The organism is Microbacterium gilvum (assembly GCF_039543865.1).
Classification (GTDB): Bacteria; Actinomycetota; Actinomycetes; order Actinomycetales; family Microbacteriaceae; genus Microbacterium; species Microbacterium gilvum.
Map to the genome: position 1 here is coordinate 147480 of NZ_BAABKO010000004.1, position 21741 is coordinate 169220.

Annotated in this window: 21 protein-coding genes and 1 pseudogene; 17 read left to right on the plus strand and 5 right to left on the minus strand. The window is 71.6% G+C overall.

Annotated elements, in window-relative coordinates:
- Positions 1–179 precede the first annotated feature (179 nt).
- The 9 genes and pseudogenes from glmS to ABD998_RS11930 all read left to right on the plus strand — a co-directional run bounded on the left by glmS (position 180) and on the right by ABD998_RS11930 (position 8595).
- Positions 180–2033: a glutamine--fructose-6-phosphate transaminase (isomerizing) gene (gene glmS / locus ABD998_RS11890; RefSeq protein ID WP_345439390.1), complete on the plus strand. Its 1854-nt coding sequence runs from the start codon at positions 180–182 to the stop codon at positions 2031–2033.
- 187 nt (positions 2034–2220) lie between these two features.
- Positions 2221–2574: pseudogene (locus tag ABD998_RS11895) on the plus strand (holo-ACP synthase); the annotation flags it as partial.
- Positions 2575–2681: 107 nt separating this feature from the next.
- Positions 2682–3899, plus strand: coding sequence for an alanine racemase (gene alr / locus ABD998_RS11900; protein ID WP_345439392.1), 1218 nt, complete (start codon positions 2682–2684; stop codon positions 3897–3899).
- Complete coding sequence (gene tsaE, locus ABD998_RS11905; RefSeq protein ID WP_345439394.1) at positions 3896–4399, plus strand: tRNA (adenosine(37)-N6)-threonylcarbamoyltransferase complex ATPase subunit type 1 TsaE; 504 nt, start codon at positions 3896–3898, stop codon at positions 4397–4399. The genes alr and tsaE overlap by 4 nt, the downstream gene beginning before the upstream one ends.
- The gene (locus tag ABD998_RS11910) at positions 4396–5847 is read left to right on the plus strand and encodes an APC family permease (RefSeq protein WP_345439396.1); all 1452 of its coding nucleotides are present in this window, start codon (positions 4396–4398) and stop codon (positions 5845–5847) included. The genes tsaE and ABD998_RS11910 overlap by 4 nt, the downstream gene beginning before the upstream one ends.
- 99 nt (positions 5848–5946) lie before the next feature.
- Entirely contained in the window at positions 5947–6699 is a 753-nt protein-coding gene (tsaB, locus tag ABD998_RS11915; protein WP_345439398.1) for a tRNA (adenosine(37)-N6)-threonylcarbamoyltransferase complex dimerization subunit type 1 TsaB, read from the plus strand.
- Positions 6696–7184 (plus strand): ribosomal protein S18-alanine N-acetyltransferase, encoded by a 489-nt coding sequence (gene rimI / locus ABD998_RS11920; RefSeq protein ID WP_345439400.1) that lies wholly within the window; start codon positions 6696–6698, stop codon positions 7182–7184. The genes tsaB and rimI overlap by 4 nt, the downstream gene beginning before the upstream one ends.
- Positions 7184–8251 carry a tRNA (adenosine(37)-N6)-threonylcarbamoyltransferase complex transferase subunit TsaD gene (gene tsaD, locus ABD998_RS11925; protein ID WP_345439402.1) on the plus strand — a complete coding sequence of 356 codons (1068 nt, stop codon included), beginning with the start codon at positions 7184–7186 and terminating at the stop codon, positions 8249–8251. Before rimI ends, tsaD begins: the two co-directional genes overlap by 1 nt.
- Complete coding sequence (locus ABD998_RS11930) at positions 8248–8595, plus strand: hypothetical protein (RefSeq protein ID WP_345439404.1); 348 nt, start codon at positions 8248–8250, stop codon at positions 8593–8595. Before tsaD ends, ABD998_RS11930 begins: the two co-directional genes overlap by 4 nt.
- 99 nt (positions 8596–8694) lie before the next feature.
- Here ABD998_RS11930 and ABD998_RS11935 read toward each other — a convergent pair whose 3' ends face one another.
- Positions 8695–9882, minus strand: a complete 1188-nt coding sequence (locus ABD998_RS11935; protein ID WP_345439406.1) for a class I SAM-dependent methyltransferase — start codon at positions 9880–9882, stop codon at positions 8695–8697.
- Positions 9883–10033: 151 nt separating this feature from the next.
- Between ABD998_RS11935 and groES the strand changes: the two genes are divergently transcribed.
- The 6 genes from groES to ABD998_RS11965 all read left to right on the plus strand — a co-directional run bounded on the left by groES (position 10034) and on the right by ABD998_RS11965 (position 15567).
- A complete protein-coding gene (gene groES / locus ABD998_RS11940; protein ID WP_067242196.1) occupies positions 10034–10330 on the plus strand; it encodes a co-chaperone GroES in 297 nt (98 codons plus the stop codon).
- Positions 10331–10522: 192 nt separating this feature from the next.
- Complete coding sequence (gene rarD / locus ABD998_RS11945) at positions 10523–11464, plus strand: EamA family transporter RarD (RefSeq protein WP_345439408.1); 942 nt, start codon at positions 10523–10525, stop codon at positions 11462–11464.
- 205 nt (positions 11465–11669) lie between these two features.
- Positions 11670–12959, plus strand: a complete 1290-nt coding sequence (locus ABD998_RS11950) for an ABC transporter substrate-binding protein (RefSeq protein WP_345439410.1) — start codon at positions 11670–11672, stop codon at positions 12957–12959.
- A 108-nt stretch (positions 12960–13067) separates the two neighbouring features.
- Positions 13068–13973, plus strand: coding sequence for a metal ABC transporter substrate-binding protein (locus ABD998_RS11955; protein ID WP_345439412.1), 906 nt, complete (start codon positions 13068–13070; stop codon positions 13971–13973).
- The gene (locus tag ABD998_RS11960) at positions 13970–14713 is read left to right on the plus strand and encodes a metal ABC transporter ATP-binding protein (protein ID WP_345439414.1); all 744 of its coding nucleotides are present in this window, start codon (positions 13970–13972) and stop codon (positions 14711–14713) included. Before ABD998_RS11955 ends, ABD998_RS11960 begins: the two co-directional genes overlap by 4 nt.
- A complete protein-coding gene (locus ABD998_RS11965; protein ID WP_345439416.1) occupies positions 14710–15567 on the plus strand; it encodes a metal ABC transporter permease in 858 nt (285 codons plus the stop codon). The genes ABD998_RS11960 and ABD998_RS11965 overlap by 4 nt, the downstream gene beginning before the upstream one ends.
- 51 nt (positions 15568–15618) lie before the next feature.
- Here ABD998_RS11965 and ABD998_RS11970 read toward each other — a convergent pair whose 3' ends face one another.
- The 4 genes from ABD998_RS11970 to ABD998_RS11985 are packed head-to-tail and all read right to left on the minus strand — an operon-like array spanning position 15619 to position 19651.
- Positions 15619–16353 carry an ABC transporter ATP-binding protein gene (locus ABD998_RS11970; RefSeq protein ID WP_345439418.1) on the minus strand — a complete coding sequence of 245 codons (735 nt, stop codon included), beginning with the start codon at positions 16351–16353 and terminating at the stop codon, positions 15619–15621.
- A complete protein-coding gene (locus ABD998_RS11975) occupies positions 16350–17288 on the minus strand; it encodes an ABC transporter ATP-binding protein (RefSeq protein WP_345439877.1) in 939 nt (312 codons plus the stop codon). Before ABD998_RS11975 ends, ABD998_RS11970 begins: the two co-directional genes overlap by 4 nt.
- 43 nt (positions 17289–17331) lie before the next feature.
- Positions 17332–18312 carry a branched-chain amino acid ABC transporter permease gene (locus tag ABD998_RS11980; RefSeq protein ID WP_345439420.1) on the minus strand — a complete coding sequence of 327 codons (981 nt, stop codon included), beginning with the start codon at positions 18310–18312 and terminating at the stop codon, positions 17332–17334.
- A 10-nt stretch (positions 18313–18322) separates the two neighbouring features.
- The gene (locus ABD998_RS11985) at positions 18323–19651 is read right to left on the minus strand and encodes an ABC transporter permease subunit (RefSeq protein ID WP_345439422.1); all 1329 of its coding nucleotides are present in this window, start codon (positions 19649–19651) and stop codon (positions 18323–18325) included.
- A 212-nt stretch (positions 19652–19863) separates the two neighbouring features.
- On the opposite strand from ABD998_RS11985, the gene guaB reads away from it, so the two are divergent.
- Positions 19864–21366: an IMP dehydrogenase gene (gene guaB / locus ABD998_RS11990; protein ID WP_345439424.1), complete on the plus strand. Its 1503-nt coding sequence runs from the start codon at positions 19864–19866 to the stop codon at positions 21364–21366.
- Between the two features lie 77 nt (positions 21367–21443).
- The gene (locus ABD998_RS11995) at positions 21444–21722 is read left to right on the plus strand and encodes a DUF2277 domain-containing protein (protein WP_345439426.1); all 279 of its coding nucleotides are present in this window, start codon (positions 21444–21446) and stop codon (positions 21720–21722) included.
- Positions 21723–21741: the final 19 nt, after the last annotated feature.

Sequence of the window (21741 nt, forward strand, 5' to 3'; positions counted from 1 at the left end):
TTCACGCGCGGAGCGAGCCGAAGCGCGGTGGCGTGTCTCGGGAGGGGGCACGGCCATCCGCGTCGGGTCGTCGTGCGGCGCCTCTCGCCGCGCTCCTTCCCCGCCCGCCCGGAGGCCGCGTGGAGGCCCTCGGCGGCGCCTGGTGCCCTTCACAGGATGCCGATCCTAGGATTGAGCGCATGTGCGGAATCGTCGGATACGTCGGACCTCGTGAGAGCCAGGACATCCTCCTCGCGGGCCTCGCCCGCCTCGAGTACCGGGGCTACGACTCCGCGGGCATCGCCGTCATCGACCGCGACGGCGCCCTCGGCATGCGGAAGAAGGCGGGGAAGCTCGCCCGCCTGCGCGAGACCCTCGCGGAGAGCCCGATCGCCGCGGGCACGACGGGCATCGGCCACACCCGCTGGGCCACGCACGGCGGCCCGACCGACCTCAACGCGCACCCGCACCTGGCCGACGACGACAGGCTCGCCGTCATCCACAACGGCATCATCGAGAACTTCGCGGATCTCAAGGCCGAGCTCGTCGCCGAGGGGCACGTGTTCCGCAGCCAGACCGACACCGAGGTCGCCGCCGTCCTGCTCGGCCGCGAGTACCGGGCGTCCGGCGGAGATCTCGCCGCCGCGTTCCGCGCCGCGGTCCGCCGCTTCGAGGGCGCGTTCACGCTGCTCGCGATGCACGAGGACCACCCGGGCCTCGTCGTCGCCGCGCGACGCAACTCGCCGCTCGTCATCGGGCTCGGCGAAGGGGAGAACTTCCTCGGCTCGGACGTCGCCGCGTTCGTCGAGCACACCCGCCGCGCTCTCGCGATCGGACAGGACCAGATCGTCGCCATCACCCCGGCGGGCGTGGAGGTCACCGACTTCGACGGCGGCGAGGTGGCGGTGGAGCCCTTCGAGGTCTCGTGGGACGCCTCCGCCGCCGACAAGGGCGGATGGTCGAGCTTCATGGCGAAGGAGGTCTCGGAGGAGCCGGAGGCCGTCGCCAACACCATCCGCGGCCGCGTCAAGGACGGCGAGATCGTCATCCCCGAGCTCGACGGCCTCGACGACCTCTTCCAGGGGGTGAGCCGCGTCATCGTCCTCGCGTGCGGCACGGCCTACTACGCGGGCCTGGTCGGCAAGTACGCCATCGAGCAGTGGGCGCGCATCCCGGTCGACGTCGAGCTCGCGCACGAGTTCCGCTACCGCGACCCCATCGTGGGGCCCGACACGCTGGTCGTCTCGATCAGCCAGTCGGGCGAGACGATGGACACGCTCATGGCGGTCAAGGAGGCCGCGCGCCTCGGCGCGCGCACGCTGTCGATCTGCAACACGCAGGGGGCGACCATCCCGCGCGAGTCGGACGCCATCGTCTACACGCACGCCGGCCCCGAGGTCGCGGTCGCGTCGACGAAGGCGTTCGTCGCGCAGATCACGGCGCTCTACCTGCTCGCCCTCCACGTCGGCCGCGTGCGCGGTGCGCTGTCGCCCGCGGTCGCGGCCGCGAGCATCCGCGAGCTCGAGGCGCTGCCGGAGAAGATCCAGTGGATCCTCGAGAACGAGCAGGAGCGCATCGAGCAGCTCTCGCGCTGGATGTCGGACACGCGGTCGGTACTCTTCCTCGGCCGTCACGTCGGATACCCGATCGCGCTCGAGGGTGCGCTCAAGCTCAAGGAGCTGTCGTACATCCACGCCGAGGGGTTCGCGGCCGGCGAGCTGAAGCACGGCCCCATCGCGCTCATCGAGCCGGGGCAGCCCGTGTTCGTCATGGTGCCGTCGCCGCGCGGCGCCGCCACGCTGCACGCCAAGGTCATCTCGAACATCGAGGAGATCCGCGCGCGCGGCGCCCGCGTGATCGCGGTCGCGGAGGAGGGCGACGCCGCCGTGCTGCCGTTCGCCGACGAGGTGCTGCGCGTGCCGCTGGCCTCGCCGCTGTTCGAGCCGATCCTCGCCGTCGTGCCGCTGCACGTCTTCGCGATGGGGCTCGCGACGGCGAAGGGTCTCGACGTCGACCAGCCCCGCAACCTCGCGAAGTCGGTCACGGTCGAGTAGCCCCGGGCGTCCCGCCCGCCCCCGCCCTTCTCTCCGCCTGCCCCTTTCCTTGCTCTCGTCCAACGGATATCCGTTGGACGAGAGCACACGGGATGACGTGAAATCGGATGTGGTCGGGGCAATGGGATATCCGTTGGACGAGGGGATCGCGGGGCGAGCAACCCGAGGACGAGGAGGAGATGAACGCATGATCATCGGGATCGGCGTCGACCTCGTCGACGTGCCGCGGTTCGAACGCACACTCGCGCGCACGCCGCGCCTCGCCGAGCGGCTGTTCACGCCCCATGAGGCCGGGCTGCCGCTGCGGTCGCTCGCGGCGCGCTACGCCGCGAAGGAGGCCCTCATCAAGGCGCTCGGCGGCTCCGACGGCGTCACCTGGACGGAGATCGAGATCGCGCGGCTGGGCGAGCGCGAAGCGCCCCGGTTCGAGCTGACGGGCGCCACCGCGCGCGTCGTCGCCGCACGCGGCATCGCGCGCCTGCACCTGTCGCTCTCGCACGACGCAGGCTTGGCCATCGCATACGTCGTGGCCGAGTCGGATGGCGATGGTCCTGCGGGGGCGGATCGCGCGGCTGAGTCGGATGACCCGGCCGAGTCGGATGGTCCTGCCGAGTTGGATGACACGGGCGCGACCCGGGGAGGACGAGGATGACCGAGGAGCGGACCATGCGCGAGGCCGTCATCGACCGCGCCGCGATCGCCCACAACGTGCGTCGGCTGCGCGAGGTCGCCGGCACACGGGAGTTCATCGCCGTCGTGAAGGCCGACGGCTATGGGCACGGAGCGCTGACGGCCGCGCTCGCCGCGATCGAGGGCGGCGCGACGCGGCTCGGCGTCGCCGAGATCCCCGAGGCGCTCGCGCTGCGCGCCGCGGGCATCGAGGCTCCCATCATCGCCTGGCTGCACGACCCCGTCGACGACTTCGCGTCCGCCGTGGCCGCGGGCATCGAGCTCGGCGTCTCGCGCATCCCCCAGCTCGCCGCGATCGCGGCTTCCGGCTCCGCCGTCGCCGCCGCGCCCGCCGCCGCCGCTTCCTCGCCGGGGTCGCAGTTCGCGTCCTCAGGGGGCGATTCCGGGACGCGAACTGCGACCCGGACGGCGGGGGGCGGCGCCCCCCGCGTGCACCTCAAGCTCGAGACCGGGCTCGGCCGCAACGGGCTCGCCCCCGCGGAGTGGCCGGAGGCCTTCGCCGAGGCGGCACGGCTCGAGGCCGAGGGCCGCATCGTCGTCGAGGGCGTCTTCAGCCACCTCTCCGGGACGAGCGACGCCGACGACCTCGCGCAGGTCGCCGCGTTCGAACAGGGTCTCGCGCTGGCCTCCGCCGCGGGGCTCCGCCCGGTCATCCGCCATCTCGCCGCCACGGCCGCGGCCATCCGCCTGCCCGCCGCGCGCTTCGACGCGGTCCGCGTCGGGATCGGCATCTACGGCCTGTCGCCGTTCGACGACGCCTCGTCGGCCGACCTCGGCCTGCGTCCTGCGATGACCGTGCGCGGACGCGTCGCCGCCGTGCGCCGCGTCCCGGAGGGGCAGGGCGTGTCCTACGGATACGCGCACCGCACCGCTCGCGAGACGACGCTCGCCCTCGTGCCGCTCGGATACGCCGACGGCATCCCGCGCCAGGCGTCGGGACGCGCCCCCGTCCGGATCGGCGCGGAGCGCTTCCGCGTGTCGGGGCGCATCGCGATGGACCAGTTCGTCGTCGACGTCGGCGACCATCCCGTCGCGGTCGGCGACACGGTGCTGCTGTTCGGCGACCCGGCGGATGGCGCGCCTCCCGTCGAGGAATGGGCCGCCGCGGCCGACACCATCAACTACGAGATCGTCACGCGCATCGGACCGCGCGTGACGCGGAGGGTGGAGGGATGATCCCCGACGACCTGCTGGGCGCGCACGACGTGCCAACGGCATCCGACATGGAGGAGCTCGGGCGCCGGCTCGGAGCGACGCTCGCCGCGGGCGACCTCGTCGTCCTCACCGGCCCGCTCGGCGCCGGGAAGACGACCCTCACGCGCGGGCTCGCGGAATCGCTCGGCGTGCGCGGGCCCATCCAGAGCCCCACCTTCGTCATCGCCCGCACGCATCCGTCGCTCGTCGGCGGCGCGCCACTCGTGCACGCCGACGCCTACCGGCTCTCGTCGGCGCTCGAGCTCGACGATCTCGACATCGACGTCGACGGCTCGGTCGTCGTCATGGAGTGGGGGCGCGACAAGGTCGACGGCCTGCGCGACACCTGGTGGGATGTCGAGATCACCCGTCCCGTCGGAGGGCGCGGCGCCGACACCATGTGCGGCGATCTGGGCCGGTCGACGGCCGCGCTCGACGACGATGCCCCTCGCGTCGTCGTGATCGAGAAGCGCACGGCATGACCCGCCCGTCCCTCGGCGCCCAGCTCGGACGGCGCCGGCCCATCGGCATGCTCGTCGCGGAGGCGGGGCAGGGCACGCAGGGCGACGCGACCCTGGGCCGGCACCTCTCCATGATCCAGCTCGCCATGATCTCCGTCGGGGCGACGCTCGGAACGGGCATCCTCGCGCTGCTGGCCGAGCAGATCCCGCACGCGGGTCCCGGCATCTGGATGAGCGTCCTCCTCGCCGCGATCCCCGCACTGCTCTCGGCCCTGTCGTACGCCGAGATGGCGGGCGCCGTGCCGGTGTCGGGATCGAGCTACTCGTACGCGTACGTGACGCTCGGCGAGGGCGTCGCGTGGGTCGTCGGGTGGTGCCTCGTGCTCGAGTACGGCGTCTCGGTGGCCGCCGTCGCCTCGGGCGCGGGACAGTACGTCGACGAGACGCTGCGGATCTTCGGGCTGTCGCTCCCGGCCGCGATCGCGTCGGATCCGTCGGCGGAGGGCGGCGTGTTCAACCTCAGCGCGTTCGTGCTCGTCGTGCTCGCGATGGTGTTCCTCGTGCGGGGCGTGCGGGAGGCGGCGTGGGTGAACACCGTGCTCGTCGTCCTCAAGATCGCCGTGCTGCTGTTCTTCGCCGCCGTCGCGTTCACCGCGTTCCGCGTCGACCACTTCGCGGGGATGTTCGACGCGTTCGTCCCCGGGATCACGGGCGCGGCGGCCGTGCTCTTCTTCTCGTACATCGGCTTCGACGCGGCGTCGACGGCGGGGGAGGAGGCGCGCGAGCCCGCGCGCGACCTGCCCCGTGCCATCCTGCTGGGGATGGGCCTCGTGACGGTCATCTACGTGCTCGTCGCGGTCGCGGCCGTCGGCGCGCGGGAGGCGTCGTGGTTCGCCGACAACGGGCTCGTCACGGTGCTCGCCGAGGTGACCGGCGAGCCGTGGTTCGGCGTCGTGTTCTCCGTGGGCGCCCTCATCGCCTTCGCGAGCATCGTCCTCACGGTGCTCTACGGGCAGACGCGCATCCTGCTGACGATGTCGCGCGACGGGCTCGTGCCGCGCGTGTTCGGCCGCATCTCCCGGACCACCCGCACGCCCGTGGCCGGCACGCTCATCACGGGCAGCGTCATCGCGGTCGCCGCCGGCATCGTGCCGCTCGGCGAGCTCGCCAACGCGACGAGCATCGGCACGTTCGCGGCGTTCACTGTCGTGAACATCGCCGTCATCGTGCTGCGCGTGCGCCGACCCGACCTGCCCCGCACGTACCGCGTGCCGCTGTTCCCCGTCGTCCCCGCGCTCGGCGCGCTCACGTGCGTCGCGCTCATGACGCAGCTGTCGGCCGCGACGTGGGTCGCGTTCGCCTGCTGGATGGCCGTGGGCGCGCTCGTCTACGCCGCCTACGGCCGCCGGCACTCGCGCGTCGGAGCGCTCGACGACGCCGCCTACCGCGCCGCGCTCGCCGCGGAGTAGCGCCGGCTCCGGAGGGATGGCGGGGGTCGCCGCGCGCGCACACCGCACCGCCGCGGGCTCTCGGCGTTCCGTGACCCGCGGGAAACTACGCTGGATGGCATGATCCTGGCCGTCGACACCTCCATCGGCACGGGCGTCGCCGTCGTCGCGCCCGATGGCGAGATCCGCTCCGAGGCCGTGAGCGAGAACGCCCTCGGGCACGCCGAGGTCATCGGCACGCTCCTCGAGCGCGCGCTCGCCGACGCGGGCATCCGGTCCGACGCCGTCACGCACGTCGCGGCCGGCATGGGGCCCGGCCCGTTCACGGGGCTCCGCATCGGGATCGCCGCCGCGCGCGCCTTCGCGCTGGGGCGCGGCATCCCCGTCTTCGGCGTCGTCAGCCACGACGCCGTCGCGCACGAGCTCGGCGTCGTCTTCCCCGCCGGGGGCTTCGCGGTCGCCACCGACGCGCGGCGCAAGGAGAACGCGATCTCGGTCTACGGCGGTCCGTCGAAGGGCCTTCCGGTGCGCGTCGCCGGCCCCGAGCTGCGCCCCCGTGACGCCGATCTGTCGGCAGACCCCCTGCTCGCCGCACTCGCCGGTGCGGATGTCGCCGCTGCCGCGTCATTCGCCGGTGCGGATGTCGCTGCGCCCGATCCCGCGGGAGCTCGCGACGCCCTCGCCCGGGTCGGAGCCGTCGACCCGGCACTCGGCGACCGCCTCGTCCTCGCGACGCGCATCCCGATCGGCGTGCTGGGACGCGTGGCGGCCATCCGCATCGCCCGCGGCGAGACGCCCGACGTCGACGAGCCGCTCTACCTGCGCTCGCCCGATGTGAAGGCCCCCGCCCCGCGCAAGAAGGTCGGCTCGTGACCATCCGCCCTGCGACGCCCGCCGACCTCGCCGACATCATGGCGCTTGAGCGCGCCTCGTTCCCCTCCGACGCGTGGAGCGAGACGATGATGCGCGAGGAGCTCGCGTCGCCGTTCGGGCACTACCTCGTGCTCGAGCAGGGGCCGGCGTTCGCGGGGTACGCGGGATTCCGCAGCCTGCCGAAGGCGGCGGACGGCGACGTGCAGACCATCGCCGTCGCACCGGATGCCCGTGGCCGCGGGCAGGGCCGCGCCCTCCTTCGCGCGCTCGTCGCGGAGGCGGATCGACGGGGCGTGCGCGAGGTGTTCCTCGAGGTGCGCGCCGACAACCCCGTCGCGCAGGCGCTGTACGTCTCCGAGGGCTTCGCCGAGATCGCCCGGCGACCGCACTACTACCAGCCCGACGACGTCGACGCGATCATCATGAAGCTCGACGTCCCCGCCTGGCGCGCGGGCCGCCATCCCGACACCGCAGGAGCCTGCTGATGAACGTCGCCGAACCCCTCGTGCTCGGCATCGAGACGAGCTGCGACGAGACCGGCATCGGCATCGTGCGCGGTCGCACGCTGCTGAGCAACACCATCGCGAGCAGCATGGACGAGCACGCCCGCTACGGCGGGGTCGTGCCGGAGGTCGCCGCCCGCGCGCACCTTGAGGCGCTGCAGCCCGCGATCGAGAAGGCCGTCGCCGAGGCGGGCGTCGCGCTCGCCGACGTCGACGCCGTCGCCGTGACGAGCGGGCCGGGCCTCGCGGGCGCGCTCATGGTCGGTGTCGGCGCCGCGAAGGCCCTCGCCGTCTCGCTCGACAAGCCGCTCTACGCCGTGAACCATCTCGTCGGGCACATCGCCGCCGACATCCTCACGCCGGATGCCGCGCCGCTCGAGTACCCCACGGTGGCGCTCCTCGTGTCGGGCGGGCACACGTCGCTGCTCCTCGTCCGCGACCTCACGAGCGACGTCGTGCTGCTCGGCGAGACCGTCGACGACGCCGCGGGCGAGGCGTTCGACAAGGTCGCGCGCATCCTCGGCCTGCCGTACCCCGGCGGCCCGGAGATCGACCGCGCGGCGGCCGGCGGCGATCCCACGGCCATCCGCTTCCCACGCGGGCTGTCGCGCGCGAGCGATCGCGAGAAGCACCGCTGGGACTTCTCGTTCTCGGGCCTGAAGACCGCCGTGGCCCGGTGGATCGAGGAGCGCGAGGCGGCGGGCGACGACATCCCGATGGCGGATGTCGCGGCGAGCTTCCGCGAGGCCGTCGTCGACGTGCTCGTGACGAAGGCGCTCGACGCGTGCGCCGAGTTCGGCGTGCCGCGGCTCCTGCTCGGCGGCGGCGTCATCGCGAACCGGCGCCTGCGCGACGTCGCGCTCGAGCGCGGCGCCGCCGCGGGCGTCACCGTGCGCATCCCTCCGCTCAGCCTGTGCACCGACAACGGCGCCATGATCGCCACGCTCGCGTCCGAGCTCATCCAGTCGGGCCATGCGCCGTCGAGCCTCGAGTTCGGCGCCGACTCGACGCTTCCGGTCACCGACATCCAGGTCGCCAGGCGGTCATGACGACCGAGCCGGAGGACGCCGCGCAGCTCGCCGACGACGAGCTGCTCAACACGGTGCCTCCGCCGCGGCGGCGCGCCCGTCGCCGCGTCTCCGTCTCGAGCCCGTCGATGACGCTCGGGATGTTCTCGCTCACCATGGCGTGGTTCACGCCGTGGGTCGCGCCGCTGGGGGTCGTCGCCGTCGTCCTCGCGCTCGTCGCGCTCCTGCGACGCCAGTCGGATCGTCCCCTCGCCTGGTGGGGGCTGGGGTTCGGCCTCGTCGCGCTCGCCTTCTGCGCGATCTGGGCGATCTGGATCCTCGATCAGCTCGGCGAGGTTCCCGCGATCGAGCTGCCCGTGCCGTAGCACGGGGACGCGAGTGGGTGATCTCGGCCGCTCTCCCGGGCGGTGAGCGGCGGGATCCACCCACTCTCGGGGCGCGCCGGGTTCGGGGCGAGCCCCGGGTCAGACGCGGTCGGCGAGGATGGCCGTCCGGCGCCCGTCGATCCGCGTGACGATGAGGGTGGCCGACTCCTCACCCCGCAGGTTGAGCTTCTTGCGGAGCTCGGCGGGATCGAGGTCGACGCCGCGCTTCTTGATCTCGAGCGTGCCGATGCCGCGGGCACGGAGGGCCTTCGCGAGCGCCTTCGTGTCGGCCGGCAGGGTCTCGCGGACGCGGAACGACGTGACGAACGGCGTCGTGAGCGGCGCGTCGCCCGTGAGGTAGGCGATGCCGGACGCGACCGGACCGGCCTGCAGCGATCGCGCGACGTCGCCCACGAGGCGCGCGCGGATGACGGCGCCCTCAGGCTCGTGCAGGAAGGCGCCGAGCGTGTGCACCGGCTCGTCCTCGACGTCGGCCGGCGCCGTGAGCTCGTGCGACTCGTCGCCGCGCAGCACGAGCGCGGCGCGCCGTACGCCGTCGCGGGCGAGCGCGCCGGACCACAGCACGACCTCGACGGTGGACCCGTCGACGCTCACCCACTGCGCCTCGACGTCGTCGGGGATCGACTCGCGATCGTGCGCCGGGCCCAGCTTCATGCCCACGGGCATCCTCTCGCCGAGCGCATGCGCCCAGTCGAGCGAGGGGGAGTAGTCGGATGCCGCGACGCGACGGGTCTCGGAGTGGCCGGCCGTGCGGCGGGCGGGGTCGAGCCAGACGGCGTCCCAGCCGGCGACGTCGACGACCTCCGCGCGTGCCGAGCGCACCTCGACGGCATCGCCGAAGGGGCGCAGGTTGTAGGCGGCGAGGGCGGCCGTGACGGGGTCGGCGTCCACGGCGAGCACGTCGAGCCCGACGCCCGCGAACGCGAGGGCGTCGCCGCCGATGCCGCAGCCGAGATCGGCGACCCGGGCCATCCCCGCCCGCCGCATGCGCGCGGCATGGTGCGCGGCCACGGCCATCCGCGTGGCCTGCTCGACGCCCGCGCGTGTGAAGAGCATGCGCGAGGCGAACGGGCCGAACTTCGCCGCGGCGCGCGAGCGCAGGCGCACCTGCCCGACCACGGCCGATACGAGGTCGGGGGAGTGCCCGGCGGCACGGAGGCGGGAGACGGCGCGCGCGACGTCGGCCGTCGTCTCGACGGGGTCGAGGGCGTCGAGCAGCGCGAGCCCCTCTGAGGTGAGCAGCGCGTCGAGTTCTCCCTGTTCCATGGTGACCATTCTCCCGTGTCGCTCCGTGTCGACGGATTGGCACTCGCGTTGCGAGAGTGCCAGGGGCGGGCATACACTGGCGTTAGCACTCTCACCATGAGAGTGCGAACACTCAGTCTTCCGTCGAAGCACACGAAAGAAGAGGTGAACCGTGTCGGTTTCCATCAAGCCGCTCGAGGACCGCATCGTCATCCAGCAGGTCGAGGCCGAGCAGACCACCGCGAGCGGTCTGGTCATCCCCGACACCGCCAAGGAGAAGCCCCAGGAGGGCGAGGTCGTGGCCGTGGGCCCCGGCCGCATCGACGACAACGGCAACCGCGTTCCGCTCGACGTCGCCGTCGGCGACCGCGTCCTGTACAGCAAGTACGGCGGGACCGAGGTCAAGTTCGGCGCCGACGAGTACCTCGTGCTCTCGGCCCGCGACGTCCTCGCGGTCGTCGTCCGCTGACGACAGCCTCTCTGGAAGGGCCCGGCGCTTCGGCGTCGGGCCCTTCCGCCGTCCGCGGCAGGACGACGCCGTCCGCCGCAGGGCGATGCCGCGCCGCGGCAGGACGACGCCGCGCCGCGGTTGGCAGGATTCCGGCGGCACCCGTCCGCCGCCCGCGGCCGACGGCCCGCCGCGCGGGGATAGCCTGATCGGGTGAGCAGCTCCCCCTCCCTCGTCCCGTCGGATCGCGAACGGGCCCTGGGCACGGGATACGGCTTCAGCGCGTACCTGCTCTGGGGAGTGCTGCCGCTCTACTTCGTCTGGCTGAAGCCCACGGGCCCGTGGGAGGTCGTCGCGCTGCGCGTGCTCCTCTCGCTCGTCTTCTGCGCGCTCCTCCTCACGGTCATGCGGGGCTGGGGGCGGATGGTCGCCGTGCTGCGGAATCCGCGGCTCGCGCTCTGGACGGCCGTCGCGGGGCTCCTCATCTACGTCAACTGGCAGGCGTTCCTCATCGCGACGCAGACGGGTCACGTCGTCGAGTCGAGCCTCGGCTACTTCATCAACCCGATCACGACCGTGCTCCTCGCGGTGCTCGTGCTGCACGAGCGCGTCCGCCCCGCGCAGTGGGCGGCGATCGGCATCGCCGCCGTCGCGGTGATCGTCATCGTCGTCGCGTACGGATCCGTGCCGTGGATCTCGCTCATCCTGACGGCGTCGTTCGGCGTCTACGGCCTCGTGAAGAACCGCATCGGCGGCGCGGTCGACGCCGTGAGCGGCCTCGCGCTCGAGACGATGTGGCTCGCGCCCATCGCGGTCGTGCAGCTCGTCGTCGTGGCCGCGACGACGGGGCTCACGTACGGGCAGGTCAGCGTCGGGCACACGATCCTGCTGTCGCTCGCGGGCGTGGCGACCGCCATCCCGCTGCTGCTCTTCGCGGCCGGAGCGCGCCGGGTCTCGCTCACGACCGTCGGGCTGCTGCAGTTCATCGCGCCGATCCTGCAGTTCCTGTGCGGCGTCGTCGTCCTGCACGAGCCCATGCCGGTCGAGCGCTGGATCGGCTTCGCGATCGTGTGGGTCGCGCTCGTCGTGCTCACGGTCGACATGGTGCGCCACGCGCGCCGCAGTCGTCGCGCCGTCGCGGAGCCCATCGCCTGACGCGGACGACGTCCGGCTCGGCGGATGAGCAGTGCCGACGGAGGGACGCTCAGGTAACGATTGCGTCGCGATGCCTCACTGGGTATCGCCTGTGAGCGGAAACCGAAACACCCTCGTAGCAATGCATCGGTAGCGTGCCGCGCACAGTCGCGGGGCACCCACCGCTACCACCCGATCTCCGGATCACCGAGAAAGGACCCATCCCATGGTTCGATCCAGGAAGGCTCTCACGGGCTTCGCCGCGTTGGCAGGGGCGTCGGCGCTCGTGCTCGCCGGCTGCGCCTCCGGCGGTGGCGACACCACCGCGTCGGAGGAACCCGAGGAGACGACGGATTCGAGCGCCGACGTCGGAGGAGACCTCGCGCTCAAGATCGGAACGGCTCTGCCGGTGACGGGCTCGCTCGCGTTCCTCGGCCCGCCCGAGATCGCGGGCGTGAACTACGCCCAGTCGCTCATCAACGAGTACACCGAGACGAGCGGCCTCGACCTGGAGGTCGTGCACGGCGACTCCGGCGACCTCGACAACAAGGCGTACGAGACCGAGATCCCCCGCCTGCTGAGCGAGAACGTGTCGGCCATCATCGGCGCGGCCTCCTCCGGCGTCTCGCTCCAGTTCATCGACCAGGTCGTCGGCGCCGGCGTGATCCAGTTCTCGCCCGCGAACACGTCCGACGCGTTCACGACGTACGAGGATGACGGGCTCTACTTCCGCACGGCGCCCTCCGACGTGCTGCAGGGCGACGTGCTCGGCAACTTCATCGCCGAGCAGGGGCATCAGACGCTCGGCCTCATCGTGCTCAACGACTCGTACGGCACGGGCCTCGCCGGGTACGTCACCGAGGCGTTCGAGGCGGCCGGCGGCGAGGTGGTCGCGAGCTCGACCTTCAACCCGGGCGACACGACGTTCGACTCGCAGATCGCCGAGGTGACGGCCGAGGACCCCGACGCCATCGCGCTCATCACGTTCGACGAGGCGAAGGTTATCGTGCCGAACCTCGTGGACGCGGGCTACCCTGCCGAGGATCTCTTCTTCGTCGACGGCAACCTCGCGAACTACTCCGAGGACTTCGAGCCCGGCACGCTCACGGGCGCGCTTGGCACCTACCCCGGCCCGACCCCGGCGCAGGTGCAGGACTTCGTCGACGGCCTCGACGCGTTCGTGGAGGAGTCGGGCACCGAGGCGCTGAGCGACTACACCTACGCGCCCGAGTCGTACGACGCGACGAACCTCATCGCGCTCGCCGCGCTCGCCGCAGGGTCGACCGACCCGGCGGACATCGCGGCGAAGCTGCAGGAGGTCTCGGGCGGTTCGGGAGACGGCGAGAAGTGCGAGACGTTCGCCGACTGCGCCGACATCATCCTCGACGGCGGCACCGCCGACTACGACGGCGTCTCGAGCCCCGTCACGTTCGACGACGTGGGCGACCCGACCGAGGGAATGATCAACATCTACCAGTACCAGGACGACAACACGTACGTCCCGTTCGAGGGCTGATCACCCGCTCCGAGGCCCCGTCTCCCGTCCCGGGAGGCGGGGCCTCGGCCGTGCCCGGGCCTGCTGACCCGAGTTGTTTTCGGCGACCCGAAAAGCTACGTTTTCGGCATGCCGAAAAATCTCGCGAAGGGTGCTGCCGCCCTCGCCGCGGCCATGGTCGCGCTGTCGGGGTGCAGCGCGGCGGACGACGGCGACGACGGGCGTCCCGTCGTGCTCACGACCTTCACCGTCCTCGCCGACATGGCCGAGAACGTCGCGGGGGAGCATCTGCGCGTCGAGTCGATCACGAAGGCCGGCGCGGAGATCCACGGCTACGAGCCGACCCCGGGCGATATCCGCCGGGCCGCCGACGCCGACCTCATCCTCGACAACGGCCTGAACCTCGAGGCGTGGTTCGCGCAGTTCGTCGAGTCCGTCGACGTCCCCCACGTCGTCGTGTCCGACGGGGTCGACCCCATCGACATCGCGGGCGACGCGTACGCAGGCACTCCGAACCCGCACGCGTGGATGAGCCCGCTCAACGCCCTCGTCTACGTCGAGAACATGGTCGACGCGTTCTCCGAGCTCGATCCCGACCACGCCGACGACTACGCGGCGAACGGCGACGCGTACGCCGCCGAGCTGCAGGCCGTGCACGACGAGCTCGTGGGGGAGCTCGAGGCGCTCCCCGCGACCCAGCGCGCGCTCGTGACCTGCGAGGGCGCGTTCTCCTACCTCGCCCGCGACGCGGGTCTCGAGGAGGCGTACATCTGGCCCGTCAACGCGGAGCAGCAGGCGACGCCGCAGCAGATCGCCGCCGCGATCGAGTTCGTCGACACCGCCTCCGTGCCGGCGGTGTTCTGCGAGTCGACGGTCTCCGACAAGCCGATGCAGCAGGTCGTCGACGCGACGGGGGCGGCCTACGGCGGTGTGCTCTACGTCGACTCGCTCTCGGAGGCGGATGGCCCCGTGCCGACGTACCTCGACCTCCTCCGCTACGACGCGGAGACCATCGCGGCAGGGCTGACCTCGTGAGGCCGGCGATCGAGGTCGACGGCGTGACCGTCCGCTATCGCGACGTCCTCGCCCTCGACGACGCGTCCCTCACGGTCGAGGCGGGGCGCGTCACGGCGCTCATCGGGATGAACGGATCGGGGAAGTCGACCCTGTTCAAGAGCGTCCTCGGGCTCGTCCGGCCGGACGCGGGCACCGTGCGCATCGACGGGGCAGCGCCCGCGGCGGCGCGCAGATCCGGCGTCGTGGGGTACGTCCCGCAGAGCGAGGACGTCGACTGGGCGTTCCCCGTCTCGGTGCGGGACGTCGTCATGATGGGGCGCTACGGCCGCCAGGGGCTCACGCGCCGGCCGCGTGCGAGCGACCGGTCAGCCGTCGAGGAGGCGCTCGGGCGCGTCGACCTCGTCGATCTCGCCCACCGCCAGATCGGGCAGCTGTCCGGCGGCCAGCGCAAGCGCGCGTTCGTCGCCCGCGGCATCGCCCAGTTCGCGGGGCAGAGCGCCGGAGCGCGGATCCTGCTGCTCGACGAGCCGTTCGCGGGCGTCGACAAGCGCTCGGAGGCGACGATCGTTCGCCTGCTCCGCGAGCTCGCGGCGGACGGATGCACCGTGCTCGTGTCCACGCACGACCTGCATGCGCTGCCGCAGCTCGCGGACGACGCCGTGCTGCTGCTGCGCCGTCCGCTGTTCCATGGAACGGTCGCGGAGGCGCTCGAGCCGGCGAACCTCGCGCGCGCCTTCGGTCTGGAGGACGTGGCATGACCATCCTCGATCTGCTGCTGGAGCCGCTGCAGTACGACTTCATGGTCCGGGCGCTCGTCGCCACCGCCGTCGCCGCCGTCGTGTGCGCGCTGCTGTCGTGCTGGCTCGTGCTCGTGGGATGGTCGCTCATGGGCGACGCGGTGTCGCACGCCGTGCTCCCGGGCGTCGTCATCGCCTACATCGTCGGCGCGCCGTTCGCGCTCGGCGCCCTCGTGTTCGGGCTGCTCGCGGTCGCACTCATCGGCCTGCTGCGCGACACCAGCCGGGTGAAGGAGGATGCCGCGATCGGCATCGTGTTCACCACGCTGTTCGCGCTCGGCCTCGCTCTCATCTCGGTCACCCCGAGCCAGACCGATCTGAACCACATCATCTTCGGCAACATCCTCGGGGTGTCCGACGGCGACCTGCTGCAGATCGGGGTGCTCGCCGCCGTCGCGCTCGCCGTGCTGCTCGTGAAGCGCCGCGACCTCACGCTGTACGCCTTCGACCCGACGCACGCCTTCGCGATCGGCCTGTCTCCGCGCCTGCTGGGTGCCGTCCTGCTCGGCGTGCTGGCACTCACGGCGGTCGTGGCGCTGCAGGTGGTCGGGGTCATCCTCGTCGTCGCGATGCTCATCATCCCGGGGGCGACCGCGCACCTGCTGACCGACCGCTTCGGGCGGATGCTCGTCATCGCGCCGACGCTGTCCGCGGCATGTTCCGTGATCGGCATATATCTGAGCTACTGGCTCGATGCGGCCTCGGGTGCGCTCGTGATCCTCGTCCAGGGGGTGCTGTTCACGCTCGTCTACCTGTTCGCCCCCGCCCACGGAGTGATCGGGCAGCGGATCTTCCGCAGGCGCGCACGCGCGTGACGGGATCGGACCGGAGGGGCGGATGGCCGGGGTGCGGCCCCGGCCATCCGCTCAGACGCCGAGGGTGCCGAGGTAGAGCTGCGTGACCTTGGGGTCGCTGAGCAGCTCCCGGCCCGTGCCCGTGTACGCGTCGCGCCCCTGGTCGAGCACGTAGCCGCGGTCGCAGATCTGCAGGCAGCGGCGGGCGTTCTGCTCGACCATGATGCAGGTCACTCCGGCGCGGTTGATCTCCGAGACGCGGATGAACGCCTCGTCCTGGCGGACGGGCGACAGACCAGCCGACGGCTCGTCGAGGAGCAGCACCTTGGGGTCCATCATGAGAGCGCGCCCCATCGCGACCATCTGCCGCTCGCCGCCCGACAGGCCGCCGGCGCGCTGGCCGAGGCGCTTGGCGAGGTCGGGGAACACCGACGTGACGAAGTCGACGCGCTCGGCGTACATCTTCGGCTTCTGGTAGGCCCCCATCTGCAGGTTCTCGGCGATCGTGAGCGACGGGAACACGTTGTTCGTCTGGGGGATGAACCCCACGCCGCGTGCGACGAGCCGGTCGGCCTTGAGGTTCGTGATCTCGTCGCCGGCGAGGCGGATGGCCCCCGAGCGCACGTTCACCTGTCCGAAGATCGCCTTCAGCAGCGTCGACTTGCCCGCGCCGTTGGGGCCGATGATGCCGATGAGCTCGCCCTGGTAGGCCTGCAGCGAGCATCCGTTCAGGATGTTCACGCCGGGCAGGTAGCCGGCGTGCACGTCCTCGACGGAGACGACGAGGTCGGCCTCGTTCCCGGTCATGCGCGGTCCTCCTCGTCGGCCTCGGCGAGGCCCTCTGCGGTCAGGTCGGTCTCCGCGACGGCCGCGGATGCCGCGGCGTCGGTCGTGGGGTCGGCGTCGACGACGGGGATGCGCCCCGTCACGACCCCGAGGTCGAGCTCCTGGTGCGCGCCGAGGTAGGCGTCGACGACGGCGGGATCGCGCATGACGTCGTCGGGCGCGCCCTCCGCCACCACCCGTCCCTCGGCCATCACCACGACCCAGTCGGCGATGTGGCGCACCATGTGCATGTCGTGCTCGACGAAGAGCACCGTCATGCCCTCGTCCTTGAGGTCGAGGATGTGCTCGAGGAGCGACTGCGTGAGCGCCGGGTTCACGCCCGCCATGGGCTCGTCGAGCATGACGAGCGTCGGCTCCGTCATGAGCGCCCGCGCCATCTCGAGGAGCTTGCGCTGCCCGCCCGACAACGATGCGGCGAAGTCGTCCTTCTTCGCATCGAGCTTGAACTTGCGCAGCAGCTCGAGCGCGCGATCCTCGATGCCGGTGTCCTGAGCACGCCAGAGCGCGGGGATGAGGCTCGACCAGAAGCGCTCGCCGACCTGCCCCTTCTGGCCGAGCTTCATGTTGTCCATGACGGTGAGGAGTCCGAGCGCCTTCGTGAGCTGGAAGGTGCGCACGAGCCCCATCCGCGCGACGCGATGGGCCGGCACGCCCGAGAGCGACCGGCCGTCGAACGACCAGGTGCCCTCGTTGGGCTTGTCGAACCCGGTCAGCAGGTTGAAGAGCGTCGTCTTGCCGGCGCCGTTGGGCCCGATGAGGGCCGTGATCGCGCCGCGCGGGATCTCGAGATGGTCGACGTCGACGGCCGTGATGCCCCCGAACGAGCGGGTGACGCCGTCCGCGACGATGATCGGGTCGACCTTGGCGCAGCCGGGCGCGGCGTCGCCCGTGTGCAGGCCGGTGGTCTTCGGCCGCGCGACCGGGGCGGTGGCGGGAGCGTTATCGGACAAAGGTCAGCTCCTTCTTGTTGCCGAGGATGCCCTGCGGCATGAACACGACGAGCAGCATGAGCGCGACGCCCACGAGGATGAACCGCAGCGTGCCGGCCTGGACGGACGACATGAACGGCAGGAGCCCGGCGTCGACGAGCGCCGGGAGCACGTTCGACAGGAACGTCTGGATCACCCAGAAGATGAGGGATCCCAGCAGCGGCCCGAAGACCGTGGCGGCGCCGCCGAGGAGGAGCGCCGTCCAGACGAAGAACGTGAGCGACGTGACGTAGACGCCGGGGTTGACGGCCGACGGGAGCGCGTAGACGACGCCTCCGGCCGCGGCGAGCACGCCGCCCAGCACGAGCGACTGCATCTTGTACGAGAAGACGTTCTTGCCGAGGGCGCGGATGGCGTCCTCGTCCTCCCGGATGCCCTTCATGACGCGTCCCCACGGGCTGCGCGTGAGCATCCACACCGCGAGCGCGGCGATGCCGAGCGTCACGATGCCCATGATGCGGACCCACCATCCGGTCTCGTTGTAGGTCCACGGGCCGAAGCCGTAGGTGCCATCGGGCAGCGGGTTCGACGACCGGAAGCTGCCGTGGTACCCGCTCAGGCCGTCGGCCGAGCCCGTGACGTCCTCGAAGGCGGTGGTGAGGAAGAGGAGGCGCACGACCTCGGCGGCCGCGATCGTCGCGATCGCGAGGTAGTCGCCTCGCAGGCGCAGCGTCGGGATGCCGAGGATGAGGGCGAACAGCGCAGCGGCCCCGAGGCCGATGAGCGCGGCGACCCACCACGGCAGGCCGAAGGTGAGCACGGAGATCGCGTATCCGTAGGCGCCGAGTGCCATGAATCCGGCGATGCCCATGTTGATGAGGCCCGCGTACCCGAAGTGGATGGCGAGGCCCAGCGCCGCGAGGGCGTAGCCCAGGGTCGCGGGGCTGATGATGGACGACAGTGTGTTGTCGAGGATCTGCAACCAGTTCACGACAGCCCCCTTAGCCGATTCGCTCTCGCCGGCCCAGGATTCCCTGCGGCCGGACGAGGAGGATGAGGATGAGCACGACGAGCGCGCCGACGAAGCGGAGGTCGGCCGGGATCCACAGGCTCGACACCTCCACGAGGAGCCCGATGATGATCGAGCCGACGAGGGCGCCGTACGCCGTGCCGAGCCCGCCCAGGGTGACGGCCGCGAAGACGAGCAGCAGCACCTGCGCGCCCATGTCCCAGCGGATGCCCGGCCGGTAGTACGCGTAGAGGACGCCGGCGAGGCCCGCGAGCGCCCCGGAGACGATCCAGACGATGCGCACGACGTGATCGACGTCGATGCCCGAGGCCGCGGCGAGCGACGGGTTGTCCGAGATCGCCCTCGTCGCCTTGCCGATGCGGCTGTAGGTGAGCCACACCGCGAAGGCGACGATGACGACGACCGCGATCGCCATCGACACCATCTCTGTGACGCTGAGCCCGACGGCGCCGAAGAGCGGGATGCGGTCGGTGGCCGCCATGGGCGGCAGCTGCTGCGTGCCGCCGCCGATGAAGAACTGGAAGACGTACCGCAGCGCGAGCGACAGCCCGATCGACAGGATCATGAGCTGCACCGTGCCCACGCCGCGGCGCCGCAGCGGGCGCCAGATGATCCAGTCGAGCACGAAGCCCAGCACGCCGCTCAGGATGACGGCGAGCGGGATGCCGGCCCACACCGGAAGGGCGAGGGAGGCGGGTCCGACGAGCACGAGCGCGGCGATCGAGCCGAAGGTGACCATCTCGGCGTGCGCGAAGTTCGACAGGCGCGTCGTGCCGTACACGAGCGAGACGCCGACCGACGCGAGCCCGAGCATGAGGCCGAAGTTCAGGCCCTGCACGAGGCGCTGGACGAACTGGTCGAAGAAGCCCGTGACGTTGCGCTCTCCCTCTCCGATGAAGAAGTTGAACGTGAGGCGTCCGCCCTGCCCCATCTCCGACGTGGTGACGTTCGGCTCGCCGTCGCCGTCGGTGTCCTCCACGACCGCGATGCCCTCGGGGAGGGTCTCCTCGTCGAGCGTGACGGTGTAGTCGACGCCCTTCTCCGGCACCTTCACCTGCCAGCGGCCGTCGGCGTCGGTCTCCACCTCCTGCTCGCCGCCGGCGCCGTCGACCACGAGGACGACGCCTTCCAGCGGCTCTCCGTCGAGCTGGACGTTCCCGCTGATCGTGTAGGGGTCGCCTTCCGCCGCGTGGACGGCGGATGGTGCCGTCAGAGCGAGGAAGAGGCCGGAGGCGATGGCTGCCAGCGCGGTGAGTGCGCCGAGACGAGCCCGCCTCCGTCGGACGAAGTTGTGCTTCATGGGTCCTCCGGGTCGGCACCGATGCCGTCGGTCGGTTCGCCGGACATCGGTGTCCGACGCTAAGACCCTAATGTGTCGCCGCCGTTTCCTGTGTGTGCCATGTGAGGGACACGACGCCGGGCCTGCGGCGCGCCGATAGAATCTCTTCACGGGATGGCGACCCTCTCCCGTACCCGGAGCAGCCCTCATCGCGTCGGCAGGAGACACCCCAGATGACAGATCACGACCCGTTCGGCTTCGTAGGACTGACCTACGACGACGTCCTGCTCCTCCCGGGGCACACCGACGTCATCCCCAGCGAGGCGGACACGTCGTCGCGCCTCACCCGCCGCATCCGGGTCGCTATCCCGCTCCTGTCGAGCGCCATGGACACCGTCACCGAGGCGCGTATGGCCATCGCCCTCGCGCGCCAGGGCGGCATCGGCATCCTGCACCGCAACCTGTCGATCGCCGATCAGGCGACCGCCGTCGACCGCGTGAAGCGCAGCGAGTCGGGCATGATCACCGACCCCATCACGACGACGCCCGACGCGACTGTCGCCGAGGTCGACGCGCTCTGCGCGAAGTACCGCATCTCCGGCCTCCCGGTGGTCGACGAGGACGACCGTCTCGTCGGCATCATCACGAACCGCGACATGCGCTTCGTGTCCGAGATCCAGCGACCCGTCACGCGGGTGGCCGACGTCATGACCAAGGACGGGCTCGTCACGGGCCCCGTGGGCATCGCGGCGGAGCAGGTCATCGCCCTGTTCGCGGAGCACCGCGTCGAGAAGCTCCCCCTCATCGACGAGGACGGGCGCCTCGGCGGCCTCATCACGATCAAGGACTTCGACAAGAGCGAGAAGTACCCCCTCGCGACGAAGGACGAGCAGGGCCGCCTCCGCGTGGGCGCCGCGATCGGCTTCTTCGGCGACGCGTGGGAGCGCGCCGAGGCGCTGCGCGACGCCGGTGTCGACGTGCTCGTCGTCGACACGGCGAACGGCCAGTCGCAGGGCGTCATCGACATCGTGCGCCGGCTGAAGGCCGACCCGTCGTTCGCCCACATCGACGTCGTAGGCGGCAACATCGCCACGCGAGAGGGCGCCCAGGCGCTCATCGACGCGGGCGTCGATGCCGTCAAGGTCGGCGTCGGGCCCGGATCGATCTGCACCACCCGCGTCGTGGCGGGCGTCGGCGTGCCCCAGGTCACCGCCATCTACGAGGCGTCGCTCGCCGCACGCGCGGCCGACGTGCCCGTCATCGCGGACGGCGGGCTGCAGTACTCGGGGGACATCGCGAAGGCCCTCGTCGCCGGCGCCGACACCGTGATGCTCGGCTCCCTCCTCGCCGGCACCGAGGAGTCGCCGGGCGAGATCGTCTTCCAGGCCGGCAAGCAGTTCAAGCAGTACCGCGGGATGGGCTCGCTGGGCGCCATGCAGACGCGCGGCAAGCAGACGTCGTACTCGAAGGACCGCTACTTCCAGGCGGACGTGCCGAGCGACGACAAGCTCATCCCCGAGGGCATCGAGGGGCAGGTGCCCTACCGGGGTCCGCTCTCGGCGGTCGTCTACCAGCTGACGGGCGGCCTGCGCCAGTCGATGTTCTACGTCGGCGCCCGCACGATCGAGGAGCTGAAGGCGCGCGGCAAGTTCGTGCGGATCACCTCGGCCGGGCTCAAGGAGTCGCACCCGCACGACGTGCAGATCGTCGTCGAGGCGCCGAACTACAAGCGCTGAGAGGCCCGGGAAGGGCCTCCGGGACACGGTCCCGGAGGCCCTTCCCGCTGTCCGGCGAGCGGCGTATCGTGCGGGGCATGTGCCGGAACATCCACACGCTCCACAACTTCGAGCCGGCGGCGACCTCCGACGAGGTGCACGCGGCCGCCCTCCAGTACGTCCGCAAGATCGCCGGCACGACGAAGCCGTCGAGGGCGAACGAGGAGGCCTTCTACGAGGCCGTGCACGCGATCGCGCACGCCACGCAGCATCTCCTCGATGCTCTGACGACCTCCGCTCCTCCCAAGAACCGCGAGGAGGAGGCCGAGAAGGCGCGGGCGAGGGCCATCCGCTCGGGGCGCTACAGCGCCGCCTGACCCCTGGCCCGTCGGCCCG